Raw genomic sequence first — 24,266 nt, forward strand, 5'->3', positions numbered from 1 at the left:
TACTTTGTTGCGTTTTTTAAGCGAATTCCAGGATTTATCTGTGCCTAGTGTAAAAGTGAGTTTACACTTCCTGACTGACAAGATAGATTGGAGGGATTGCATTCATTTATAAAAGTATGGCAACGCTGGAACGAACATGAATTATCAGAATGACGATTTACGTATTAAAGAGATCAACGAGTTATTACCCCCTGTAGCGCTCCTTGAGAAGTTTCCCGCCACCGAAAACGCCGCCAACACCGTTTCTCATGCCCGTAAAGCGATCCACAAGATCCTGAAAGGTAATGACGATCGTCTTCTGGTGGTTATCGGTCCGTGCTCCATTCACGATCCTGCGGCGGCAAAAGAGTATGCGGCGCGACTGCTGACCCTGCGCGAAGCGCTGAAGGATGAGCTGGAAATCGTCATGCGCGTCTACTTTGAAAAGCCGCGTACCACCGTAGGCTGGAAAGGGCTGATTAACGATCCGCATATGGATGGCAGCTTCCAGATCAACGACGGCCTGCGCATCGCCCGTAAGCTGCTGCTGGACATCAACGACAGCGGTCTGCCTGCGGCGGGTGAATTCCTCGATATGATCACCCCGCAATATCTCGCTGACCTGATGAGCTGGGGCGCCATTGGCGCGCGTACCACCGAGTCTCAGGTTCACCGCGAGCTGGCGTCAGGGCTCTCCTGCCCGGTTGGCTTTAAAAATGGCACCGATGGCACCATCAAAGTGGCGATCGACGCCATTAACGCTGCCGGGGCGCCGCACTGCTTCCTCTCCGTCACCAAGTGGGGTCACTCCGCGATTGTGAACACCAGCGGGAACGGCGACTGCCATATCATTCTGCGCGGCGGCAAAGAGCCTAACTACAGCGCGGCGCACGTCGCCGAAGTGAAGGCGGGCCTGGAAAAAGCCGGTCTGGCGGCGCAGGTGATGATCGACTTCAGCCATGCCAACTCCAGCAAGCAGTTCAAAAAGCAGATGGATGTAGGCACCGATGTCTGCCAGCAGATTGCCGGCGGTGAAAAGGCGATTATCGGCGTGATGATTGAAAGCCACCTGGTGGAAGGCAATCAGAATCTGGAAGGCAGCGAGCCGCTGGTCTACGGTAAGAGCGTCACCGATGCCTGCATCGGCTGGGACGATACCGAAACGGTGCTGCGCCAGCTGGCGAACGCGGTGAAAGCCCGTCGCGGCTAAAAAAAAGCCGGATAAGCATCCGGCATTCAGAACGCAGAGCCCGGTCATCGCGACCGGGCTTTTTTATTACTTAGCTTTACCCTGGTTCGCTACCGCCGCTGCTTTAGCCGCGATTTCGTCAGCGTTGCCCAGATAGTAGTGCTTGATTGGTTTGAAGTTTTCGTCGAACTCATACACCAGCGGCACGCCGGTTGGGATGTTCAGCTCGAGGATCTCGTCTTCACCCATGTTATCCAGGTATTTCACCAGCGCGCGCAGGGAGTTACCGTGCGCAGCGATGATCACGCGCTCACCGCTTTTCAGGCGTGGCAGAATGGTTTCGTTCCAGTAAGGAACAACGCGATCGATGGTCAGCGCCAGGCTTTCGGTGGTTGGCAGTTCAGCGTCAGTCAGGGATGCGTAACGCGGATCGTGGCCTGGGTAACGCTCGTCATCTTTAGTCAGCTCTGGTGGAGTGACCGCGAAGCCGCGACGCCACTGTTTAACCTGCTCGTCACCGTATTTTTCTGCGGTTTCGGCTTTGTTCAGACCCTGCAGCGCACCGTAGTGACGCTCGTTCAGCTTCCAGGACTTCTCAACCGGCAGCCAGGCCTGATCCAGTTCGTCCAGCACATTCCACAGGGTATGGATGGCACGTTTCAGCACGGAGGTATAAGCAAAATCGAAGCTGAAGCCTTCGTCTTTCAGCAGTTTGCCCGCTGCTTTCGCTTCGCCAACACCTTTTTCGGACAGGTCAACATCATACCAACCGGTAAAGCGGTTTTCGTTGTTCCACTGGCTTTCGCCATGACGTACCAGAACCAGCTTAGTTACAGCCATATTTTACTCCTCCAGAACAAGCATTATTTGAATGATAACAATTCTCATTATATTGCTGCGGCTGAGCCGCGGGCAACGCTTAACCCTAACCATAGCGAAAATAGTGTCGCAGTGTAAGATGCTTGTGAATGAGGGGTTGTGATTTTGTCCGTAACTGGCGCTATTTTCAGCAAGATGGATAAAAAAAGCCCTCCGGCAGGAGGGCTCGTTTTTATTGCGCAATAAAGTAATATTCGGTGACGCTGATGTACTCTTCGCCAGGGCGCAGTATGCAGTCAGGTTGCGGCCATTCCGCGTGATTCGGGCTGTCGGGTAAGAACTCGCTCTCCAGCGCCAGACCCTGCCAGGCTCGATATTCCCCATCTTCGCGCGCCGGGGTACCCTCGAGGAAGTTGCCGGAATAGAATTGCAGGGCAGGGGCGGTGGTATAGACCGTCATCTGCAGCTTTTCATCGGCAGACCAGAGATGCGCTGCGGGCTGGTTCAGATCGCCCTGGGCATCAAGCAGGAAAGCATGATCGTAACCGTTCACCTTGCGCTGGTGTTCATCCGCCAGGAAATCCTGGCTGATGGCTTTGGTGGTGCGGAAATCAAAGCTGGTACCGGCAACGTCTTTTAATCCTTCCTGCGGGATCCCCATCTCATCCACAGGCAGATAGCGTTGCGCCAGCAGTTGCAGGCGGTGCTGGCGCACGTCGCTGCAGCTGCCGTCGAGGTTGAAATAAGCGTGGTTGGTCAGGTTGACCGGACAGGGCTTATCCACGGTGGCGCGATACTCAATGGCGATACGGTTATCATCCGTTAAGCGGTAACGCACACTCGCCGCACAGTTACCCGGAAAACCTTGATCACCGTCCGGCGAGTCGAGCGCCAGCAGCGCTTCGGCGTCGTTCTGCTGCATAATGCGCCAGCGACGTTTATCAAATCCATCCGGGCCGCCGTGCAGCTGGTTTTCGCCCTGGCTTGGCAGCAGGTCATAGCGCACGCCGTCCAGTTCAAAGCGGCTTTTGGCGATACGGTTGGCATAACGGCCTACCGAGGCGCCCAGGAAGGCCGTTTGCTCCACATACTGCTCAGGCGAGGCACAGCCGAGCAGGGTTTCGCGGACGCTGCCGTCGGTCATCGGGACGCGGGCGGAGAGCAGCGTCGCACCCCAGTCCATCAGCGTGACGACCATCCCTGCTTCGTTGCGCAGGGTGATCAGGCGATACGGCAGGCCGTCAGGGGCGAGAACAGGTGTTTCGTTTAGCACTGGCCAGCTCCTTGTGATGCATTACAAACATAGAAAGTCTCTTTGATACCGGTTTTGGCTTCATACTGTTGTTCCACGGCTTGCTGAACAACCGGCACCAGTTCCTCCGGTACCAGCGCCACCACGCAGCCGCCGAAGCCACCGCCGGTCATACGCACACCGCCTTGATCGCCAATGGCGGATTTCACAATCTCAACCAGAGTGTCGATCTGTGGGACGGTGATTTCGAAGTCGTCGCGCATAGAGGCATGCGACTCGGCCATCAGCTCACCCATCCGTTGCAGATCGCCTTTTTCCAGCGCAGCTGCTGCTTCTACGGTACGGGCGTTTTCGGTCAGGACATGACGAACGCGTTTTGCTACTACCGGGTCCAGCTCGTGGGCCACTTTATTAAACTCGTTGAGCGAGACATCACGCAGTGCAGACTGCTGGAAGAAGCGTGCGCCAGTTTCACACTGCTCACGACGGGTGTTGTACTCGCTGCCCACCAGGGTGCGTTTGAAATTACTGTTGATGATGATCACCGCCGCGCCTTTCGGCAGGCTGACCGCTTTGGTGCCCAGCGAGCGGCAGTCGATCAGTAACGCGTGGCCTTTTTTGCCCAGCGCCGAGATCAGCTGATCCATGATGCCGCAGTTACAGCCGACGAACTGGTTCTCTGCTTCCTGGCCATTAAGGGCGATCTGCGCGCCATCCAGCGGCAGGTGATAGAGCTGCTGGAAGACGGTGCCGACGGCCACTTCCAGTGAGGCAGAGGAGCTCAGGCCTGCACCCTGTGGGACGTTGCCGCTGATCACCAGATCAGCGCCGCCAAACTCTTTGTTACGTTTTTGCAGATGCTTCACCACGCCGCGGACGTAGTTAGACCACTGCTGGCTGTCATGGGCAACAATCGGCTCATCCAGCGAAAATTCATCGATCTGGTTGTCATAATCCGCTGCCATCACGCGCACCTTGCGGTCGTCGCGTTTCGCGCAGCTGATCACCGTCTGGTAATCAATGGCGCAGGGCAGGACAAAACCGTCGTTATAGTCGGTGTGTTCGCCGATGAGGTTAACGCGGCCTGGCGCCTGGATTGCGTGAGTGGCGGGATAACCAAATTTTTCAGCAAACAGGGCGTGGGTTTTATCTTTCAGACTCATTGTTATTCTCCGGATTCGCGAAAATGGACATCACTCACTGCACGCAGACGCTCTGCGGCCTGCTCCGCCGTCAGGTCACGCTGGGTTTCTGCCAGCATCTCGTAGCCGACCATAAACTTACGTACGGTGGCGGAGCGCAACAGCGGCGGATAGAAGTGGGCGTGCAGCTGCCAGTGTTGATTCTCTTCGCCATTAAAGGGCGCCCCGTGCCAGCCCATGGAATAGGGGAAGGAGCACTGGAACAGATTGTCATAGCGGCTGGTCAGTTTTTTCAGCGCCAGCGCCAGATCGCTGCGCTGGGCGTCGCTCAGATCGGTTAACCGCAGAACGTGGGCTTTCGGCAGCAACAGGGTCTCGAATGGCCATGCCGCCCAGTATGGCACCACCGCTAACCAGTGTTCGGTTTCCACGACGGTGCGGCTGCCATCAGCCAGCTCGCGCTGAACATAGTCCAGCAGCATGGGCGACTGTTGCTCAGCGTAATAGGCTTTTTGCAACCGATCTTCCCGCTCCACTTCGTTAGGCATAAAGCTGTTGGCCCACACCTGGCCGTGCGGATGGGGATTCGAGCAGCCCATCGCCGCGCCTTTGTTCTCGAAGACCTGCACCCAGGGATAGGTCTGTCCCAGTTCGGCGGTCTGCTCCTGCCAGGTTTTCACCACTTCGGTCAGCGCCTCGACGCTCAGCTCCGGCAGGGTTTTGCTGTGATCCGGCGAGAAGCAGATCACCCGGCTGGTGCCGCGCGCGCTTTCGCAGCGCAGCAACGGATCGTCACTCTTCGGCGCGTCCGGCGTGTCGGTCATCAGGGCGGCAAAGTCGTTGGTAAAGACGAAGGTGCCTTTATAGTCCGGGTTGATATCGCCGGTGACGCGGGTATTCCCTGGACAGAGGAAACAGTCCGGATCGTGCTGGGGCAGTGTCTCGCTGGACGGGGTCTCCTGCGCGCCCTGCCAGGGGCGTTTGGCGCGATGCGGAGAGACCAGGATCCACTGCCCGGTTAATGGATTAAAACGACGATGCGGGTGATCGACGGGGTTAAATTGGGTCATGACAGGTCCTTAGTCCGGATAGCCCTGGGGGTGGCGAGACTGCCAGCGCCAGGTATCCTGTGCCATTTCGTCAAGCGTGCGGGAGACACGCCAGTTAAGCTCTTTCTCGGCCTTGCTGGCATCGGCCCAGTAGGCGGGCAGATCGCCCTCGCGACGCGGGGCAAAGTGGTAGCTCACAGGCTTGCCGCAGGCGGCGCTGAAGGCATTCACCACATCCAGCACGCTGCTGCCGACGCCTGCGCCGAGGTTGTAAATGTGAACACCCGGTTTATCGGCCAGCTGTTGCATGGCGGCGACGTGGCCGTCGGCGAGATCCATCACGTGAATGTAGTCGCGAACGCCGGTGCCATCCGGGGTAGGGTAGTCGTTGCCGAACACCGCCAGCGAGTCACGACGGCCTACCGCAACCTGGGCAATATAGGGCATCAGGTTGTTAGGAATACCCTGCGGATCTTCACCCATGTCGCCGGATGGGTGTGCGCCCACCGGGTTGAAATAACGCAGCAGGGCAATGCTCCACTCCGGCTGTGCTTTTTGCAGGTCGGTCAGGATCTGTTCCACCATCAGCTTGCTCTTGCCGTACGGACTTTGCGGCGTACCGGTCGGGAAGCTTTCAACATAAGGGATTTGCGGCTGGTCGCCGTAGACGGTGGCGGAAGAACTGAAGATCAGGTTTTTGACGCCCGCCGCGCGCATGGCAGAGACCAGACGCAGCGTGCCGTTAACGTTGTTGTCATAATATTCCAGCGGCTTCGCCACGGACTCGCCCACCGCTTTCAGGCCAGCAAAGTGGATCACCGTATCAATGGCGTGATCGTGCAGGATCTCAGTCATCAGCGCTTCGTTACGAATATCGCCTTCGACAAAAGCAGGCTGCTTACCGGCCAGGCGCTCCATAACCGGCAGCACGCTGCGTTTACTGTTGCACAGGTTATCAAGGATGATGACGTCATGGCCATTTTGCAGCAGTTGCACACAGGTATGACTTCCTATGTAACCGCTACCACCTGTTACCAGAACTCGCATATTTCGCTCCATTAGGCTTATGGTATGAGATAATCCTAGCATAACAGAGAGCAGGAAAGTGTGACATGGGATAAAATAGTGGAATCGTTTACACTGCACGAAACGCAGCTGCTCTCCGGCTAAAAAAGGATTGTAGATCAAAGCGCTCGGGGTGGGATGTTGCAGGTTGTCCGAAAAAGAGCGGGGGCGTGGCCCCCGTCAGGATGTCAGATGCGGCCAACCTGGTAGCGATAGCCGTCGCCGTTGGCGACAAATTCCAGGCGGTGGGTGATACAGGCGGGTGCGTCTTCGGCATGGTGAGAAACAAACAGCAGCTGCGTTTCACCTTCGCTAATCAGGACATCGACAAAACGGCGAATAAGCTGGCGGTTAAGGGGATCCAGCCCCTGCAGCGGCTCGTCGAGGATCAGCAGCGTCGGGTGTTTCACCAGCGCGCGCACGATGAGTGCCAGCCGCTGCTGGCCCCACGACAGGCTGCTGAACGGGGCATCCGCAACCCGGTTATCCATCCCCAGAATATTCAGCCACTGCTGCGCCAGCTTGTGCTGCCGGTCAGACACCGCCTGATAAATACCAATGGAGTCGAAATAACCGGACAGGATGACGTTGCGTACCGTGGTACTGACGCGGTAATCGAGGTGCAGGCTGCTGCTGACGTAGCCGATATGCTTTTTGATATCCCAGATGGTTTCGCCGCTGCCGCGGCGGCGGCCAAAGAGCGTGAGATCGTTGCTGTAGCCCTGGGGGTGATCGCCGGTAATGAGGCTCAGCAGGGTCGATTTACCGGCGCCATTAGGGCCGACAATCTGCCAGTGCTCGCCGGGATTTACCTTCCAGCTTAACTGATTGAGGATCGGACGATCGTTATAGGAGACCACGCCGTTATTCAGCACAATCCGCGCCTCGCCCTCCGGCAAACCGTGACGCGCAGACGGGGCATCCGGTTCGGGCAGGGTGACCCCGTTCAGTTTTTCGCTGTGCGCAAGCTGGGCAATCAGGGCCTGGTTAAGCAGGGTCGCTTTATCCCCCACCGCCGTCAGGGTGCAGTCGGCCAGAACCCCGGCGTTCTGCACAAAATCGGGGATCTCATCAAAACGGTTCAGGACCAGCACCAGGGTATAACCTTGCTGATTAAGCGAGGCCAGCAGATCCGCCAGCTGCCCGCGCGATTTGACATCGAGGCCGTCAAAAGGCTCATCGAGGATCAGTAGTTCGGGTTCGGCCATCAGCGCCTGGCACAGCAGCGTTTTGCGGGTTTCGCCGGTAGAGAGGTATTTAAAGCGTCGGTCCAGCAGGTGAGTGATGCCGAACTGTTCCGCCAGCTGGCGGCAGCGGACGTCGTCTTTAATTTCGTCCTGAATGATTTCGGCGGCCGTTCGGCCCGTATCGTCTTCATCGGGGCTGAGCATATCGGTGTTGTTACGCTGCCACTCGTCGCTGACCAGTTTCTGCAGTTGCTCGAAGGAGAGGCGGGTCACGCGGGTGAAACTGCTCTGGCGTTCGCCCTTCAACAGCGTCAGCTCGCCAGCCAGGGCGCGGGCGAGGGCAGATTTGCCGCTGCCGTTACTGCCCACAAAAGCCCAGCTTTCACCACCATTCAACGTAAAATCAGCGAGGGTGAGCGTACGCGTGTCGCTAAGACGAAACGTGCCTTGCGAAATTTGCAATGATGACATGATTTATCCCATTTTTTGCAGCAATAAGCTTCAGGGATAACCTACTGTCGGCACACATGTCAATGTGCTTAGCACAACGTGGCGATAATCACCCGGTCGGCATTAAAATATGCGGTCGCCTCAGCACCTTCTTCTAAATCCTGGCTCTGGGCCGCAGGCACGGTGGCGCACAGCGTCTGGCCGTCGGGCAGGGTCATCAGCACTTCACACTGCTCGTCGCCACGGTCGATATGGTTGATAACTCCCTGTAGCTGGTTATCCGCCTGTTTTGCCGCCTCACTCTCCAGCGTGATGTTGACCCAGGGCGCTTTCAGCAGCACCAGCACCTCTTTGCCCTCATCCAGCCCCAGCCGCTTGCCGCTCTGGGCCGTAATGGCGACTTTCAGGCGGGTGGTGCCGTCGGCGAGCAAAATATCGACATGCTGCTGCACCTGGTCATCATCGCGGGCGGTGACGGTGCCAAACCACTGGTTACGGGCGCTGGTTTGCAAAGAGAAACGCGAGATGGCGCCGAGCAGGCTGTCCAGCGGCAGGGCGTCGTCATCGCTTAAGACATCGAAGGCCTTTTGCTGAATCTGCGCCAGCAGGTCATAGAGCTGGATCAGCCGCTGCCCGTAGCGCGTCAGGATGGCACCGCCGCCGCCTTTGCCGCCGGTGGCGCGATCGACCAGGGTCTGTTCGCTCAGCGTGTTCATCTCGTTGATGGCATCCCACGCGCTTTTATAGCTAATTCCGGCGTTTTTTGCCCCCTGGCTGATGGAGCCGGTTTGCTCAATTTGCTTGAGCAGGGCAATGCGGCGGGGATCGGCGAACAGTTTTTGCGAAAGACGTAGGGTGAGGAGAATTTCGGCCTGCATAACAATGTCCTGGCAAAAGGAGTATTGTGACGTAATTCGTTACCGGCGCAAACTGTACCGCACAAAAGGGGATGTAATTCTCGCTTTTCCGGTTAGAATAAGGCAATTCACATTGTCTGGAGAAAGCCATGTTAGAATTGCTGAAAAGTCTGGTATTCGCCGTGATCATGGTACCAGTGGTGATGGCTATCATCCTCGGTGCCATCTACGGCCTGGGTGAGGTGTTCAACATCTTTTCCAATGTCGGCCACAGAAAACAGCCGAAAAAACAGCATTAATTCCCTTTAAAAACGCCCGGTTCCGCCGGGCGTTTTGCTCTCAAGTTTCCCCCTTCCTCGCCGATACTATTTTTAGTACAAAATTGATCTACTCCCCGATCGGTACGATTTAACGCTGGGCAAACCTGACGGTTATCGTTATATTTCGATTTATATAACGGTCTTTGCAGGAGCTTTAAATGAAACGTACATGGTCAGGATTTGTTACCGGCGTGACGCTGACACTCACGCTGGCCGGCCAGGCGCTGGCAGACGAAGGTAAGATCACCGTCTTTGCCGCCGCATCACTGACGAACGCAATGCAGGATATTGCCGCGGTGTATAAAAAAGAGAAAAACGTCGACGTGGTGTCGTCATTTGCCTCTTCGTCCACCCTGGCGCGACAGATTGAAGCAGGCGCGCCTGCCGATCTCTTTATCTCGGCCGATCAAAAGTGGATGGATTACGCCGTCGATAAAAAAGCGGTTGATGCAGCGAGCCGTGTCACCCTGCTCGGCAACAGCCTGGTTGTGGTGGCGCCTAAAGCCAGCACTCAGGGCGAGGTGAGTATCCACAAGGAGACAAACTGGACCAGCCTGCTGAAAGGGGGGCGTCTGGCGGTGGGCGATCCGGAACACGTTCCGGCAGGCATTTATGCCAAAGAGGCGCTGCAAAAACTGGGTGCCTGGGAGACGCTGGCACCTCAACTGGCACCGGCAGAAGATGTGCGCGGCGCGCTGGCGCTGGTGGCGCGCAATGAAGCGCCGCTTGGGATCGTCTACGGTTCCGATGCGGTTGCTGAAAAAGGGGTGAAAGTGGTGGGTACGTTCCCTGAAGACTCGCATAAGAAAGTGGAATATCCTGTGGCCATCATTGATGGACATAAAAACGCAACCGTCAGCGCCTTTTACGATTATCTGAAGGGGCCGCAGGCGTCTGCCATCTTTAAACGTTACGGATTTACGACGCACGAATGATATTGACCGATCCCGAATGGCAGGCCGTGCTGCTGAGCCTGAAAGTCTCTTCCCTCGCGGTTGCATTGAGTTTGCCCTTTGGGGTCTTTTTCGCCTGGTTACTGGTTCGCTGTCAGTTTCCGGGCAAAGCGCTCCTCGACAGTATTTTGCACCTGCCTCTGGTGCTGCCGCCGGTGGTGGTGGGGTATCTGCTGCTGATTGCCATGGGGCGGCGCGGTTTTATCGGCGAACGCCTGTATGAGTGGTTTGGCATCAGCTTTGCCTTCAGCTGGCGCGGTGCCGTGCTGGCGGCGGCGGTGATGTCATTCCCGCTGATGGTACGGGCGATCCGCCTGGCGCTTGAAGGGGTCGACCTTAAACTTGAACAGGCGGCCCGTACCCTCGGTGCCGGGCGCTGGCGCGTCTTTTTCACCATTACGCTTCCCCTGACGCTGCCGGGCATTATTGTCGGCACGGTGCTGGCGTTTGCCCGCTCGCTGGGGGAATTTGGCGCCACCATCACTTTTGTTTCCAACATTCCGGGCGAAACACGCACTCTCCCTTCGGCCATGTATACCTTGATCCAGACCCCGGGTGGCGAGGGGGCTGCGGCGCGGTTGTGCCTGATCTCCATTGTGCTGGCGCTGGTGTCGCTGCTGGTGTCGGAGTGGCTGTCGCGCATCAGCCGTGAACGGATGGGAAAATAATCATGCTGGAACTCAATTTTACCCAGACGCTGGGCGATCACTGCCTGACTCTCAACGAAACCCTGCCTGCCAGCGGCATTACCGCCATTTTTGGTGTCTCCGGCGCGGGCAAAACGTCGCTAATCAACGCGATCAGCGGGTTGACACGACCTCAGACGGGGCGGATCGTACTCAACGATCGGGTGCTGAACGATGTCGAAAAGCGTATTTTTCTCGCGCCAGAAAAGCGCCGGATTGGTTATGTCTTCCAGGACGCCAGGCTGTTTCCCCATTACAAAGTGCTGGGTAACCTGCGTTACGGCATGGCGAAAAGCATGGCCGGGCAGTTCGATAAGCTGGTGGCTTTGCTGGGCATTGAGCACCTGCTTGACCGGCTGCCGTCGTCGCTGTCGGGCGGGGAAAAGCAACGCGTGGCGATAGGCCGGGCGCTGCTCACCGCCCCGGAACTGCTGCTGCTGGACGAACCCCTGGCCTCCCTCGATATTCCGCGCAAGCGTGAGCTGCTGCCTTATCTGCAGCGCCTGGCCCGCGAAATTAACATCCCGATGCTCTATGTGAGCCATTCGCTGGATGAGATCCTACATCTGGCCGATAAGGTACTGGTGCTGGAAAATGGCAGCGTGAAAGCGTTCGGTAATCTGGAAGAGGTGTGGGGGAGCAGCGTAATGCACCCGTGGCTGCCGCAGGAGCAGCAGAGCAGCATTCTGAAGGTGAGCGTGCTGGAACACCATCCGCACTATGCGATGACCGCCCTGGCGATTGGCGATCAGCACGTCTGGGTCAACAAGCTGGATAAGCCGCTGCAAACCAACCTGCGCATTCGCATTCAGGCGTCCGATGTCTCGCTGGTACTCCAGCCGCCGCTACAGAGCAGCATCCGTAATATTCTGCGCGCCAAAGTCGCCCAGTGTTACGACGACAACGGCCAGGTGGAGGTGCAGCTGGAGATTGGCAGCCGCACGCTGTGGGCTCGCATCAGCCCGTGGGCCAGAGATGAACTGGGGATCAAACCTGGCCTCTGGCTCTACGCGCAGATCAAGAGCGTCTCCATCACCACCTGATCACAGCAGACGGGTATAGATAAATTCGGCGATACTGTTGGTGGTGTTATCGCCGATCACCACATTCGCGCGCGCTTTGACGGCGTCGTCCGCATTTCCCATCGCCACCCCGGTACCAGCCGCTTCCAGCATGCTAATGTCATTGTAGTTATCGCCAAAAGCAATGACGTCCTTCATAGAGCCGCCGATGGATTCCACATACTCCGCCAGGCGTTTCCCCTTGCTGTTGCCTTTACGGGCGATGTCCACCTGATCGTGCCATGACCATTCGCACTCCAGCCCCAGCGTCTGCTCGACCTGTGAGGCAAAGTCGTTAAGTTTGCCTGTGTCCTCACCGGTCAGGGCAAATTTCCAGATCGCGTTGACCTCACGGGCGGCCTGGGCGAGGGACGGCACCTGCGTGAACACCGGGCGCTGCGCTTCCGGCAGCGCCTGTGCCCAGTTGCTGGTGCGAATCACGTGGCCGGTAGGACGCTCGTACATCATCGCGTCGTCAACATACATCAGGCCGTGAATGGCATGTTTATCGAGCAGATCGATCAGTTGCAGCGCCTGCGGAACCGGTAAGGGATCGGCTTGCAGAACCTTTTTTGCTTGATAATCATACAAATAGGTTCCGTTACAACAAATTGCAGGTGTATCTAACGCCAGTGCCTGATAAAAAGGATGAATAGCAACGTGATGCCGACCCGTAACGATGAGGAGTTGATATCCTACCTCCTGGGCACGCTTCAGTGCTTCAAGCGAAGAGGGGAGCAGGGTTTTTTGCGGCGTTAACAGCGTACCGTCTAAATCCAGTGCAATCACACGCGAGGTCATTTGATATTCCGGGTTAATGTTGAAAGGAGGGGATGCGCAGATGGTACACCGTGCAACTAACGCTGCAAAATTCCTGGTTAAAATTCAGCATTCACCGTTAAAAACGACTATCCTGGTACATTACTTTTACGCGCAGTGAGGAAAGGAGCATTCATGAAACAAACCGTTTATACCGCCAGTCCTGAAAGCCAGCAGATCCATGTCTGGCGTCTGAATCCCGAAGGTTCGCTCACCCTGGTTCAGGTTGTCGATGTTCCCGGCCAGGTTCAGCCGATGGTGATCAGCCCGGATAAACGTTTCCTGTATGTGGGTGTTCGCCCGGAGTTCCGCGTGCTCGCGTACCGTATCTCGCCTGACGATGGCGCTCTGACATACACGGCCGAAGCCGCGCTGCCGGGTAGCCCGACGCATATCTCCACCGATCTGCAGGGACGCTTCATTTTTAGCGGCTCCTACAATGCCGGCTGCGTCAGCGTAACCCGTCTGGATGACGGTATTCCTGGTGAAACCGTTGAGGTGATTGAAGGGCTGGAAGGGTGCCACTCGGCTAACATCTCCCCGGATAACCGCACCCTGTGGGTGCCGGCGCTGAAGCAGGATCGCATCTGCCTGTTTACGCTGGGCGATGACGGCAAGCTGACCGCGCAGAACCCGGCGGAAGTGACTACCGTTGAAGGGGCCGGTCCGCGTCATATGGCCTTCCATCCGAATCAGCAGTACGCCTACGTGGTGAACGAGCTGAACTGCTCGGTGGACGTCTGGGCCCTGCGCGATCCGCACGGTAAGATTGAGTGTGTGCAAACCCTGGACATGATGCCGTCTGATTTCACCGATACCCGTTGGGGGGCAGATATCCATATCACGCCTGATGGCCGTCACCTCTATACCTGCGACCGTACCTCCAGCCTGATCACCGTGTTTAGTGTTTCGGAAGATGGTAGCGTGCTGGCTATCGAAGGCTTCCAGCCAACCGAAACGCAGCCGCGCGGCTTCAACGTCGATCACAGCGGTAAATTCCTGATTGCGGCGGGGCAAAAATCCCACCATATCGCGCTGTATGAGATTCAGGGCGAGCAGGGGCTGCTGGAAGAGAAGGGACGTTACGCCGTCGGCCAGGGGCCAATGTGGGTGGTGGTTAACGCGCACTAAGACGGATGAAACAAAAAAACCTCGCGAATGCGAGGTTTTTTTATGCCCGGTGGTAGCCGGGTGAGCACATCAACATAAACCAACCGCCTTATATTAGCGTCGTGCTGACCCTTTGCACAACGTCAGTTGCTTAATCCTGAAAGAGTGACTTGTAGTGATATTTACTTAATGCTTTGAATAATATCGTTTTTAATCTCGCTCCTTTATAAATTCCTATTTGATGAAAGACTGTTTAAATATCCAGTCTCGTCTGCTTATAATCAGAACTGTTGGTATGGATGTGTGGCAGTCCGCAATCTGGGATCACTTTTAAGTCCTGGCTGGCGGGTGGTGCCGTCAGTGCCTTAACTGCGGAGCACATCAACATAAACCAACGCCCACTGGCGACAGGCAGCGGAAAGGTAAGTCAGTGGAAGTGCTCCTGACCCAAGGAGTGGCGTATGAGCATGATGGGATGGATAATTCTGTTCCTGCAACTCATGGTTGCAGTTCTGCAACTGCTGGATGCGTATCTTAAAACCGGTGCCTGACGTTTTCAGCCGCAGCATTAAGGGGGAGTTGCTCCCCCTTTTTGCTAAACGTTTACTGCTTCGGCTCTGCGATCACTTTACTTCCCACGCCGCGGTTGTTGTATTCCCACATGCGGTTGAAGTTAGCGTCGTTGAGGTTACGCTGCACGTTGCCTTTTTCATCCACCGCACCGGTATTACCCGCATACGGACGCTGAGAGATGGCGGCGTTGCCCCACGGTTTAGCCATGTTAAAGCCTTCGTTGATCACGCTGTCGCGGATCACCACCTGACCGTTAGTGGCGGAATCGACATCCAGGGAGCGGCCGAGCTGCGCCACGCCGTCGCCCATCGCGGTAAAGCGGCTGTTCACTGCCAGGAAGCCGTAGAACAGATTGGACTGCGTCGCAGGGGCGAAGACGTAGCCTTCCTGCTGGGTACGGGTGTTCATGACGCGGAAATCGGTGTTATCAAACACCACGGCACCGCGACCAGAAACCATATCCACATCCCCTTCAATGTAGCTGTTGGTCACCAGCGTACGGGTGATACGGTTGTTTTTCAGGGTGTTGTCAACGCCGCTGTTAGTGACGAAGAAGGTGTTCTGGCGACCCAGAATGTTCACCTTGTCAATCTGCACCTGATCGCCATCGCTGCGCAGGGCCACCGCCTGGTGGTTACCGGCATCCACGCTATCACCCAGATTGTTTTCAATGGTCAGGTTCTGCAGCTGCAGGCCGTTGTTCTGCGACCAGAAGACCGCGGAACACATCAGGCCAACGGTGGCGCTGTGCTTGCTCTGGCAACGGTCGAACATATACCAGGCCGGTTTGCCCGGCATGTATTTACCGCCCGGGTTAACCAGACGACGCCAGGTTGCAGTGTCGATCTCGGAGTCGATCGCCAGACCAATTTTGACGTCAATCGGTTTTTCACCCGTACCGTAGAGCGTCACGCTCCCCGGCGCAGCAGGCACATAGACGGTACCTTCGTATTCGCCCGGTAAAATGGCGATGTACTGACGGGAGCTGCTGTGCTTCGCAATGGCAGCATCGACTGCCGCCTGGATTGTGGTGTGCGTCACGCCCTGGGTTCCCGCCGGGCCAACTACAAAGTTCGGCTGCTCAGGCAGGCGGATGGCATAAGGACTCCACGGCGCCGCGTTTGGATCCATGGCCGTAAAGTAGCGAGCCTGCTGGAAGTTTTTCGCTTCGTCAGCGGAGAGGATCGGACGGGAAGCCGTGCCCGGCGCAGCCTGCTCTGATGGCAGTTGATCCGGCGGGGTAGAGCTGCACGCCGATAACGTCACGCCAAATGCGAGTGCCAGCGCCAGACGAGAAATCCTGGAAATGTTCAAGGGAAGCTCCTGCAAAACATATCAATAGGGGGACAACTGAAATAGCCTGCTTTTTTATACTAAGTTGAGCGAAACGGGAAGAATAAAAGGCAAAAAGTTGCTTTTTCTTCCCGCGGTTAGCGGGGAAGTTGTCACAAATAAATAACAATCTCGGTAAAGGCGATTGACAGGGCGACAGGAATGAAAATAAATGTCTATACAACCCATGACAAGCGGAAGCCCGATGCTGCAACTTCATCCTGACGATCTGATCTGGCGTAACCTGCGCCTCGCGACGCTGGATCCCGACCACAACACTCCCTATGGCCTGCTGGAAAACCGGGCATTGATTGTGCGCGGTGAGACCATCCTGGCCATCGTGCCGGAATCTGACCTGCCGAAGGATCTGCCCAACACCATCAATTTACAGGGGCGGCTGGTGACGCCGGGCCTGATCGACTGCCACACGCATCTGGTGTTTGGCGGCGATCGTGCCGCCGAATGGGAGCAGCGACTCAACGGGGTCTCTTATCAGACCATCAGCGCCCAAGGCGGCGGGATTAACGCCACGGTCACTGCCACCCGGGAGAGCACGCCTGAGCAGCTCGAACAGCTCGCGCAGCAGCGCTTGCAGCGCTTAATGCGCGAGGGCGTCACCACCCTTGAGATTAAGTCGGGTTACGGCCTGGATGACGAATCCGAAGAGAAGATGCTGCGCGTGGCCCGGCGTCTTGCGCAGACCAACCCGGTAGAGATCAGCCCGACGCTGCTGGCGGCGCACGCCGTGCCAAAGGCGTATCGCCAGGATCCGGATGCCTACATCGACCATGTTTGTCAGCACATGTTACCTGCACTGTGGGAAAAAGGACTCTTCGAAGCTGTCGATGTCTTCTGCGAAAATGTCGGGTTTACGCCTGAACAGAGCGAGCGAGTGTTCCAGACGGCGCAGACGCTGGGCATCCCCATTAAAGGCCACGTTGAGCAGCTCTCCAGTCTCGGCGGTACTGCGCTGGTCAGCCGATATCGCGGACTCTCCGCCGATCATATTGAATATCTCGACGAGGCTGGTGTCGACGCGATGGCGCAGAGCGGCACCGTGGCGGTCTTACTCCCCGGCGCATTTTACTTTTTACAGGAGCGCCAGCGCCCGCCGGTTGCGCTGTTACGCCAGCGGGGGATACCGATGGCGGTCGCCACGGACTACAACCCGGGCACCAGTCCGTTCGCCAGCCTACACCTGTCGATGAACATGGCCTGCGTCCAGTTTGGCTTAACCCCGGAAGAGGCGTGGGCAGGTGTCACCCGGCATGCCGCGAAGGCGTTGGGCCGCGGCGAGACGCATGGCCAGTTGAAGGCCGGGTTTGTCGCCGATCTGGCCATCTGGGATGCGAAAAACCCGGTGGAGATGGTCTATGAGCCGGGTCGTAACCCGCTTTATCAGCGCGTATTCAGAGGAAAAACAGTATGAGCCTGTGGCAGCCGGTTTCACCGGACGTCTGGCAAGGCCGTGACGACAGCAGCGAGGCCAGCAACGCGCTGCGCCTGTTTCAAACCGTGCAACTTAGCGACACGCCAACGCCGACCGGTGACGGTATCGCCCTGATTGGCTTCGCCTGTGACGAAGGGGTCAGACGCAATCAGGGCCGCCCCGGTGCCGCACAGGCACCAGATGTGTTGCGCCGTGCGCTGGCGAACATGGCGAGCCATCAGGGGCACGATCGGCTGATGGATATGGGTAACATTGGCGTAGAAGGCAATGCGCTGGAGGCGGCCCAGCAGGCGCTGAGCGAGACGGTCACCGCCTGCCAGCAGGCGGGCATGCGCACCCTGGTTTTCGGCGGCGGACACGAAACCGCCTGGGCCCATGGTCGCGGCGTGCTGGATGCCTTTCCCGGCGAGCGGGTTGCGATCGTCAACCTCGATGCCCATCTCGATCTACGAAACGCCAGTCAGGCGACCTCCGGCACGCCGTTCCGCCAGCTGGCCCGGTACTGCGCCGCGCAGCAGCGTGAGTTTCACTATGCCTGTCTGGGTGTCAGCCGGGCGGCCAATACCCAGGCGCTGTGGGATGAGGCTGCGCGCCTGAACGTTACGCTGGTGGAGGATCTCGATTTCCGGCAGCAGGCGCTGAACACGCTCACAACGCTTCTTGAACAGGCAGACCGTGTCTACCTGACTCTCGATCTCGACGTGATGCCTGCCGGGGAGATGCCCGCCGTGTCGGCCCCCGCCGCGCTGGGGGTTCCCGCCCCGGATCTGCTCCCGGTCATCGAGCAGATCTGTCGCAGCGGCAAACTGCAGGCGGCCGATCTGGTTGAGTTCAGTCCCGGCTTCGATCGCGACGGCCAGGGGGCGAAGCTCGCCGCACGGCTGGCGTGGCAAATCGCTCACTGGTGGGCATAAAGCTTGTATATACTCGATTTTTTATGACGGCTTAAGGAATTGCTATGTTCTCTCGCGCCCCGCAGCAGCAGGCCAGTGCACCAGCCCCTTTCTATGAAAAGGTCAAGCAGGCGATCAGCCATCAGATCGCCACCGGCGTCTGGCGTCCCCACGATCGCATCCCGTCCGAGGCGGAGCTGGTGGCCCAGTTCGGCTTTAGCCGGATGACCATCAACCGCGCGCTGCGGGAGCTGACCGATGAAGGGCTGCTGGTGCGTTTGCAGGGGGTCGGCACCTTTGTCGCCGAGCCAAAAGGGCAGTCAGCGCTGTTTGAGATCCGCAGCATTGCCGATGAGATCGCCTCCCGCAACCATCAGCACCGGTGTGAAGTGCAGTTCCTCGAAGAGACGCAGGCCAGCGCTGCCCAGGCGGTGGCATTGAACGTCAAAGAGGGATCGCGCATCTTTCACTCCCTGATGTTGCACTATGAAAACGACGTTCCGGTGCAGATAGAGGATCGCTGCGTCAATGCCGCGCTGGTGCCGGACTACCTCCAACAGGACTACACCACCACCACGCCCCATGCTTATCTGTCGCGGGTTGCGCCGCTGACGGAAGGGGAGCATATCGTCGAGGCGGTGCGGGCCACGCCGAAAGAGTGCGAGCTGCTGCGCATCAAAGAGCACGATCCCTGCCTGCTGATCCACCGCCGCACCTGGTCAGCCTCCCACATCGTCTCCCATGCCCGGCTGCTGTTCCCCGGCAACCGCTACCGGCTGCAGGGCCATTTCATGTCATAAGCCAAAAGCGTGATTGCTGACGCAATATGACAAAAATGTATCTTAATTGTTAAAACCGGTCTTGTGTGCACTTGTCTATACAAGTATATCTTACCGTATATTCTGTCCCCAATGAGGAGCACACAATGTCGTCAGGTAAGTTTCGCCAGCAAGAGATCCGCGCCCCACGTGGCACCCGGCTGACTGCCAAAAGCTGGCTCACCGAAGCCCCGCTGCGCATGTTAATGAATAACCTCGATCCCGACGTGGCGGAGAATCCTCACGAGCTGGTGGTCTATGGCGGGATTGGCCGCGCCGCGCGCAACTGGGCGTGCTATGACGCCATTGTCGCCGCGCTTACCGAACTGGAAAGCGACGAAACCCTGCTGGTGCAGTCCGGTAAACCGGTCGGGGTGTTCAAAACCCACAAAAACGCCCCTCGGGTGCTGATCGCCAACTCCAACTTGGTGCCGCACTGGGCCACCTGGGAACACTTCAACGAGCTGGATGCGAAAGGGCTGGCGATGTATGGCCAGATGACCGCCGGCAGCTGGATCTACATTGGCAGCCAGGGCATCGTCCAGGGCACTTACGAGACCTTTGTCGAAGCGGGCCGTCAGCACTATAACGGCTCCCTGAAAGGCCGCTGGGTGCTCACCGCGGGCTTAGGCGGCATGGGCGGCGCACAGCCGCTGGCGGCAACGCTGGCGGGGGCTTGCTCCCTGAATATTGAATGCCAGCAGAGCCGCATCGATTTCCGTCTGCGGACCCGCTACGTCGATGAGCAGGCCGACACGCTTGACGACGCCCTGGCGCGCATCCAGAAATATACCGCCGAGGGACGGGCCGTCTCCATTGCCCTGTGCGGCAACGCCGCCGACATCGTACCGGAACTGGTGGCGCGCGGCGTGCGCCCGGACCTGGTCACCGACCAGACCAGCGCCCACGATCCGCTGCACGGCTACCTGCCAAAAGGCTGGAGCTGGGAAGAGTACCAGCAGAAAGCGCAGCAGGATCCGGAAGGCACCGTACTGGCGGCGAAGCGTTCCATGGCTGACCACGTTAACGCGATGCTGGCCTTCAGTCAGCAGGGGGTGCCGACCTTCGACTACGGCAATAACATCCGCCAGATGGCGAAAGAGATGGGCGTGGCTAACGCCTTCGACTTCCCGGGCTTTGTTCCGGCATATATTCGTCCGCTGTTCTGCCGCGGTATTGGCCCGTTCCGCTGGGTAGCCCTCTCCGGCGATCCGGAAGACATCTACAAAACCGACGCCAAAGTGAAAGAGATCATCCCCGATGATGAGCACCTCCATCACTGGCTGGACATGGCTCGCGAGCGCATCAACTTCCAGGGACTGCCGGCGCGGATCTGCTGGGTCGGGCTGGAGTGGCGCCAGAAGCTGGGCCTCGCCTTCAACGAAATGGTGCGCAGCGGTGAAGTTTCCGCGCCCATCGTCATTGGTCGCGACCATCTCGATTCCGGCTCGGTTGCCAGCCCGAATCGCGAAACCGAAGCGATGCAGGACGGCTCCGACGCGGTCTCCGACTGGCCGCTGCTGAACGCGCTGCTCAACACCGCCAGCGGCGCCACCTGGGTTTCGCTGCACCACGGCGGCGGGGTGGGCATGGGCTTCTCCCAGCATGCCGGGATGGTGATCGTCTGCGACGGCACCGATGAAGCCGCAGCCCGTATTGCCCGCGTCCTGCACAACGATCCGGCGACAGGCGTTATGCGCCATGCCGATGCGGGGTATGACATTGCCATCGACTGCGCGAAAGAGCAGGGCCTCAACCTGCCGATGATCGCGGCCACACAAGGAAAGCACTGATGAACGCCTTAACCCTGACGCCCGGTTCCCTGACTCTGGCCCAGTTGCGCCAGATCTGGCAGCAGCCGCTCCAGCTCACGCTCGATGAGGCGGCCCATAAGGCGATTAACGACAGCGTCGCCTGCGTGGAAGCCATTGTCGCCGAAGGGCGCACCGCCTACGGCATTAACACCGGGTTTGGCCTGCTGGCGCAGACGCGCATCGCCACCCACGATCTGGAAAAACTGCAACGTTCGCTGGTGCTGTCCCATGCCGCTGGCGTCGGTGAACCGCTGGATGATGATATGGTGCGCCTGATGATGGTGCTGAAGATCAACAGCCTGGCACGCGGTTTCTCCGGCATCCGCCTGAGCGTGATTGAAGCGCTGATTGCCATGGTCAATGCGGGCGTCTACCCGTGGATCCCGGCCAAAGGCTCGGTCGGTGCCTCCGGCGACCTGGCACCGCTGGCGCATATGTCTCTGACCCTGCTCGGCGAAGGCAAAGCCCGCTACCGTGGCGAATGGCTCCCGGCCGCCACCGCCCTGCAAAAAGCCGGGCTGGCCCCGGTGACGCTGGCGGCGAAAGAGGGGCTGGCCCTGCTGAACGGCACCCAGGCTTCCACCGCCTTTGCCCTGCGCGGCCTGTTTGAAGCCGAAGATCTCTTTGCCTCGGCGGTGGTCTGCGGGGCGCTGACCACCGAAGCGGTGCTCGGCTCCCGGCGCCCGTTTGATGCCCGTATCCACGAGGTGCGCGGCCAGCGCGGGCAGATCGACGCCGCAGCGCTGTTCCGCCACGTTCTGACCGACACCAGCGCCATTGCCGAGTCGCATCACAACTGCGACAAGGTGCAGGATCCCTACTCCCTGCGCTGTCAGCCGCAGGTGATGGGCGCCTGCCTGACCCAGCTGCGCCAGGCGGCAGAGGTGCTGCTGGTGGAATCCAATGCCGTCTCCGACAACCCGCTGGTCTTCGCGGCGGAAAGTGAGGTGGTCTCCGGCGGCAACTTCCACGCCGAACCGGTGGCGATGGCGGCGGATAATCTGGCCCTGGCGATTGCCGAGATCGGTGCGCTCTCTGAACGCCGTATTGCGCTGATGATGGATAAACATATGTCCCAGCTGCCGCCGTTCCTGGTGCGCAACGGCGGGGTGAACTCCGGCTTTATGATCGCCCAGGTCACCGCCGCGGCGCTGGCGAGTGAGAACAAGGCGCTGTCGCACCCACACAGCGTGGACAGCCTGCCCACCTCTGCCAACCAGGAAGACCATGTCTCAATGGCTCCGGCGGCAGGTCGTCGTTTGTGGGAGATGACGGGCAATACCCGTGGCGTGCTGGCGGTAGAGTGGCTGGCGGCAGCGCAGGGCTGCGACTTGCGTGATGGCCTCACCTCCAGCCCGCTGCTGGAGCAGGCGCGTCATATCCTGCGGGAGCAGGTGGCGCACTATGATGATGACCGCTTCTTCGCCCCGGATATTGATGCAGCGATGGATCTACTGAAGAAAGGGAGTCTGGCGGGGATGTTACCGGCCTTCCTGTAATACACGCCCGGTGGCGCTTCGCTTACCGGGCCTACAAAAAACCGGCCAATGTGCCGGTTTTTTTATTTAACTGTACATCGCGGTAATGGACGCGCTGCCCAGGGTATGAAAATGGACGTTAAAGCCCACCATCGCGCCGCTCGCCTCTTCATCCACCTCAATCCTCTCCACATCCAGGGCATGCACCGTAAAGATATAGCGATGGGTTTCGCCCTTAGGCGGCGCTGCGCCGCCATATCCTGCTTTGCCAAAATCGGTGCGGGTCTCTATGGCACCCTCCGGCAGCGCCACCAGCGAGGAGCCGGAGCCCTGCGGCAGCACGCGGGTATCGGCCGGGATATTGGCGACAACCCAGTGCCACCAGCCGGAGCCGGTAGGCGCATCGGGATCGTAGCAGGTGACGACAAAACTTTTGGTGCCCGGCGGCACCTCGTCCCACGCCAGATGCGGAGAGATGTTATCTCCCTCGTAACCCATACCGTTAAACACGTGGCGCAGCGGGAGTTTATCGCCGTCGCGCAGATCCTGACTGATGAGTTTCATTCTGTTCCTCCGTAATGAGCTCTGCCAGAAGTGTAACGCATAAACTAGAGCCTGAAGTGCGCAGGTTCCTGAACGGCATCTACCACCGCGGCGGTCAGCTTGCTGAGCTGGTCACGGCTGATCAGATACGGCGGCATCAGATAGATTAGTTTGCCGAACGGCCGCACCCAGACGCCGCGCGCCACAAAGAAGCGTTGCAGGGCTGCCATGTTCACCGGATGGGTCGTTTCGACGACGCCGATAGCCCCCAGCACCCGCACGTCGGCGACGAATGCTGAATCCCGCGCTGCCGCCAGCTCATTCTGCAGCTGGGCTTCAATGGTGGCCACCTGGGTCTGCCACTCGCCGCTCTCCAGCAGGGCCAGGCTCTCACTGGCGACGGCGCAGGCCAGCGGGTTACCCATAAAGGTCGGGCCGTGCATAAAGCAGCCCGCCTCGCCGTTGCTGATGGTCTCGGCCACCAGGCGGGTGGTGAGGGTGGCGGAGAGGGTCATGGTGCCGCCGGTCAGGGCTTTGCCGAGGCAGAGAATGTCCGGCGTAATCCCCGCGTGCTCGCAGGCAAACAGTTTGCCGGTGCGCCCGAAGCCGGTGGCAATCTCGTCGGCAATCAGCAGGATACCTTCCCGGTCGCACATCCGGCGGATGCGCTTCAGCCATTCCGGATGGTAGATGCGCATGCCGCCCGCTCCCTGCACGATGGGCTCGAGGATCACCGCGGCAATCTCGTGGCGATGGGCGGCCATCAGGCGGGCAAAGCCGACCATGTCCCGCTCATCCCACCCGCCGTCAAAGCGGCTTTGTGGAGCCGGAGCGAACAGGTTTTCCGGCAGGTAGCCCTTCCACAGGCTGTGCATTGAGTTGTCGGGATCGCAGGCCGACATCGCCCCGAAGGTGTCGCCGTGGTAGCCGTTGCGGAAGGTGAGGAACCGCTGGCGGGATTCGCCTTTGGCGTGCCAGTACTGCAACGCCATTTTCATCGCCACTTCCACCGCCACCGAGCCGGAGTCGGCCAGGAACACGCACTCCAGCGCGTCGGGGGTCATCGCCACCAGCCGACGGCAGAGATCCACCGCGGGAGGATGGGTGATCCCGCCGAACATCACGTGCGACATGCGGTCAATCTGCGCTTTCATCGCGGCGTTCAGCCGGGGGTGATTGTAGCCGTGAATGGCCGCCCACCAGGAGGACATGCCGTCTACCAACTGTTCGCCGCTGGCCAGCGTCAACTCGCAGCCGTGGGCTTCCGTCACCGGATAGACCGGCAGGGGCTGGGTCATGGAGGTGTAAGGATGCCAGATATGTTGCCGATCGAAGGCGAGATCGTCCGTTGTCATAATCGACTTGTAAACCATTTTGAAAACATTTAGGTTTACAAGTATAAACCGAAACCACACTGAACTAAACCC

General features: G+C 58.6%; 23 protein-coding genes. 12 read left to right on the plus strand and 11 right to left on the minus strand.

Going from position 1 to position 24,266, the window contains the following annotated elements:
- Positions 1–136: 136 nt before the first annotated feature.
- Positions 137–1,189: a 3-deoxy-7-phosphoheptulonate synthase AroG gene (gene aroG / locus GNG26_RS06375; protein ID WP_103178735.1), complete on the plus strand. Its 1,053-nt coding sequence runs from the start codon at positions 137–139 to the stop codon at positions 1,187–1,189.
- A gap of 66 nt (positions 1,190–1,255) precedes the next feature.
- Here aroG and gpmA read toward each other — a convergent pair whose 3' ends face one another.
- The 7 genes from gpmA to modE all read right to left on the minus strand — a co-directional run bounded on the left by gpmA (position 1,256) and on the right by modE (position 9,010).
- Complete coding sequence (gene gpmA / locus GNG26_RS06380; RefSeq protein WP_103178736.1) at positions 1,256–2,008, minus strand: 2,3-diphosphoglycerate-dependent phosphoglycerate mutase; 753 nt, start codon at positions 2,006–2,008, stop codon at positions 1,256–1,258.
- A gap of 211 nt (positions 2,009–2,219) precedes the next feature.
- Entirely contained in the window at positions 2,220–3,260 is a 1,041-nt protein-coding gene (galM, locus tag GNG26_RS06385; protein WP_156238127.1) for a galactose-1-epimerase, read from the minus strand.
- Complete coding sequence (galK, locus tag GNG26_RS06390) at positions 3,254–4,402, minus strand: galactokinase (protein WP_103823546.1); 1,149 nt, start codon at positions 4,400–4,402, stop codon at positions 3,254–3,256. Before galK ends, galM begins: the two co-directional genes overlap by 7 nt.
- 2 nt (positions 4,403–4,404) lie before the next feature.
- Positions 4,405–5,451, minus strand: coding sequence for a galactose-1-phosphate uridylyltransferase (galT, locus tag GNG26_RS06395; protein ID WP_156238130.1), 1,047 nt, complete (start codon positions 5,449–5,451; stop codon positions 4,405–4,407).
- A 9-nt stretch (positions 5,452–5,460) separates the two neighbouring features.
- A complete protein-coding gene (gene galE, locus GNG26_RS06400; protein WP_156238133.1) occupies positions 5,461–6,477 on the minus strand; it encodes a UDP-glucose 4-epimerase GalE in 1,017 nt (338 codons plus the stop codon).
- A gap of 206 nt (positions 6,478–6,683) precedes the next feature.
- Positions 6,684–8,153 (minus strand): molybdate ABC transporter ATP-binding protein ModF, encoded by a 1,470-nt coding sequence (modF, locus tag GNG26_RS06405; protein ID WP_156238136.1) that lies wholly within the window; start codon positions 8,151–8,153, stop codon positions 6,684–6,686.
- A gap of 68 nt (positions 8,154–8,221) precedes the next feature.
- Positions 8,222–9,010 (minus strand): molybdenum-dependent transcriptional regulator, encoded by a 789-nt coding sequence (gene modE / locus GNG26_RS06410; RefSeq protein ID WP_114315590.1) that lies wholly within the window; start codon positions 9,008–9,010, stop codon positions 8,222–8,224.
- Between the two features lie 128 nt (positions 9,011–9,138).
- On the opposite strand from modE, the gene GNG26_RS06415 reads away from it, so the two are divergent.
- The 4 genes from GNG26_RS06415 (at position 9,139) to modC (ending at position 11,991) form a co-directional block, all read left to right on the plus strand.
- Positions 9,139–9,288, plus strand: coding sequence for an AcrZ family multidrug efflux pump-associated protein (locus tag GNG26_RS06415; protein WP_103178743.1), 150 nt, complete (start codon positions 9,139–9,141; stop codon positions 9,286–9,288).
- Between the two features lie 179 nt (positions 9,289–9,467).
- Positions 9,468–10,244: a molybdate ABC transporter substrate-binding protein gene (gene modA / locus GNG26_RS06420; RefSeq protein WP_156238139.1), complete on the plus strand. Its 777-nt coding sequence runs from the start codon at positions 9,468–9,470 to the stop codon at positions 10,242–10,244.
- Complete coding sequence (gene modB, locus GNG26_RS06425) at positions 10,241–10,930, plus strand: molybdate ABC transporter permease subunit (RefSeq protein ID WP_103823540.1); 690 nt, start codon at positions 10,241–10,243, stop codon at positions 10,928–10,930. Before modA ends, modB begins: the two co-directional genes overlap by 4 nt.
- 2 nt (positions 10,931–10,932) lie before the next feature.
- The gene (gene modC / locus GNG26_RS06430) at positions 10,933–11,991 is read left to right on the plus strand and encodes a molybdenum ABC transporter ATP-binding protein ModC (RefSeq protein WP_103823539.1); all 1,059 of its coding nucleotides are present in this window, start codon (positions 10,933–10,935) and stop codon (positions 11,989–11,991) included.
- Here modC and GNG26_RS06435 read toward each other — a convergent pair whose 3' ends face one another.
- Positions 11,992–12,810, minus strand: a complete 819-nt coding sequence (locus tag GNG26_RS06435) for a pyridoxal phosphatase (protein ID WP_156238142.1) — start codon at positions 12,808–12,810, stop codon at positions 11,992–11,994. It lies immediately after the preceding gene.
- A gap of 153 nt (positions 12,811–12,963) precedes the next feature.
- On the opposite strand from GNG26_RS06435, the gene pgl reads away from it, so the two are divergent.
- Positions 12,964–13,959: a 6-phosphogluconolactonase gene (gene pgl, locus GNG26_RS06440; RefSeq protein WP_156238145.1), complete on the plus strand. Its 996-nt coding sequence runs from the start codon at positions 12,964–12,966 to the stop codon at positions 13,957–13,959.
- A gap of 440 nt (positions 13,960–14,399) precedes the next feature.
- A complete protein-coding gene (gene tisB, locus GNG26_RS06445; protein WP_103178749.1) occupies positions 14,400–14,489 on the plus strand; it encodes a type I toxin-antitoxin system toxin TisB in 90 nt (29 codons plus the stop codon).
- A 52-nt stretch (positions 14,490–14,541) separates the two neighbouring features.
- Here the strand turns inward: tisB and GNG26_RS06450 are convergent, their stop codons facing one another.
- A complete protein-coding gene (locus GNG26_RS06450; RefSeq protein WP_156238148.1) occupies positions 14,542–15,825 on the minus strand; it encodes a putative acyl-CoA thioester hydrolase in 1,284 nt (427 codons plus the stop codon).
- A 223-nt stretch (positions 15,826–16,048) separates the two neighbouring features.
- Here GNG26_RS06450 and hutI point away from each other — a divergent pair, with 223 nt between their 5' ends.
- From hutI to hutH, 5 genes are all read left to right on the plus strand, one after another.
- Positions 16,049–17,272 carry an imidazolonepropionase gene (gene hutI, locus GNG26_RS06455; protein WP_156240146.1) on the plus strand — a complete coding sequence of 408 codons (1,224 nt, stop codon included), beginning with the start codon at positions 16,049–16,051 and terminating at the stop codon, positions 17,270–17,272.
- Positions 17,269–18,207, plus strand: coding sequence for a formimidoylglutamase (gene hutG, locus GNG26_RS06460; protein ID WP_156238151.1), 939 nt, complete (start codon positions 17,269–17,271; stop codon positions 18,205–18,207). Before hutI ends, hutG begins: the two co-directional genes overlap by 4 nt.
- A 44-nt stretch (positions 18,208–18,251) precedes the next feature.
- A complete protein-coding gene (locus tag GNG26_RS06465) occupies positions 18,252–18,986 on the plus strand; it encodes a histidine utilization repressor (RefSeq protein WP_103178753.1) in 735 nt (244 codons plus the stop codon).
- 125 nt (positions 18,987–19,111) lie between these two features.
- Complete coding sequence (gene hutU / locus GNG26_RS06470) at positions 19,112–20,797, plus strand: urocanate hydratase (protein WP_156238154.1); 1,686 nt, start codon at positions 19,112–19,114, stop codon at positions 20,795–20,797.
- A complete protein-coding gene (gene hutH / locus GNG26_RS06475; protein WP_156238157.1) occupies positions 20,797–22,317 on the plus strand; it encodes a histidine ammonia-lyase in 1,521 nt (506 codons plus the stop codon). Before hutU ends, hutH begins: the two co-directional genes overlap by 1 nt.
- Before the next feature lie 66 nt (positions 22,318–22,383).
- Here hutH and GNG26_RS06480 read toward each other — a convergent pair whose 3' ends face one another.
- Positions 22,384–22,860, minus strand: a complete 477-nt coding sequence (locus GNG26_RS06480) for a kinase inhibitor (protein ID WP_156238160.1) — start codon at positions 22,858–22,860, stop codon at positions 22,384–22,386.
- A 44-nt stretch (positions 22,861–22,904) separates the two neighbouring features.
- Positions 22,905–24,212, minus strand: coding sequence for an adenosylmethionine--8-amino-7-oxononanoate transaminase (bioA, locus tag GNG26_RS06485; protein WP_156238163.1), 1,308 nt, complete (start codon positions 24,210–24,212; stop codon positions 22,905–22,907).
- Between the last annotated feature and the right edge of the window lie 54 nt (positions 24,213–24,266).

Origin of the sequence: Leclercia sp. J807, from assembly GCF_009734465.1 — a bacterium.
Taxonomy (GTDB): Bacteria; Pseudomonadota; Gammaproteobacteria; order Enterobacterales; family Enterobacteriaceae; genus Enterobacter.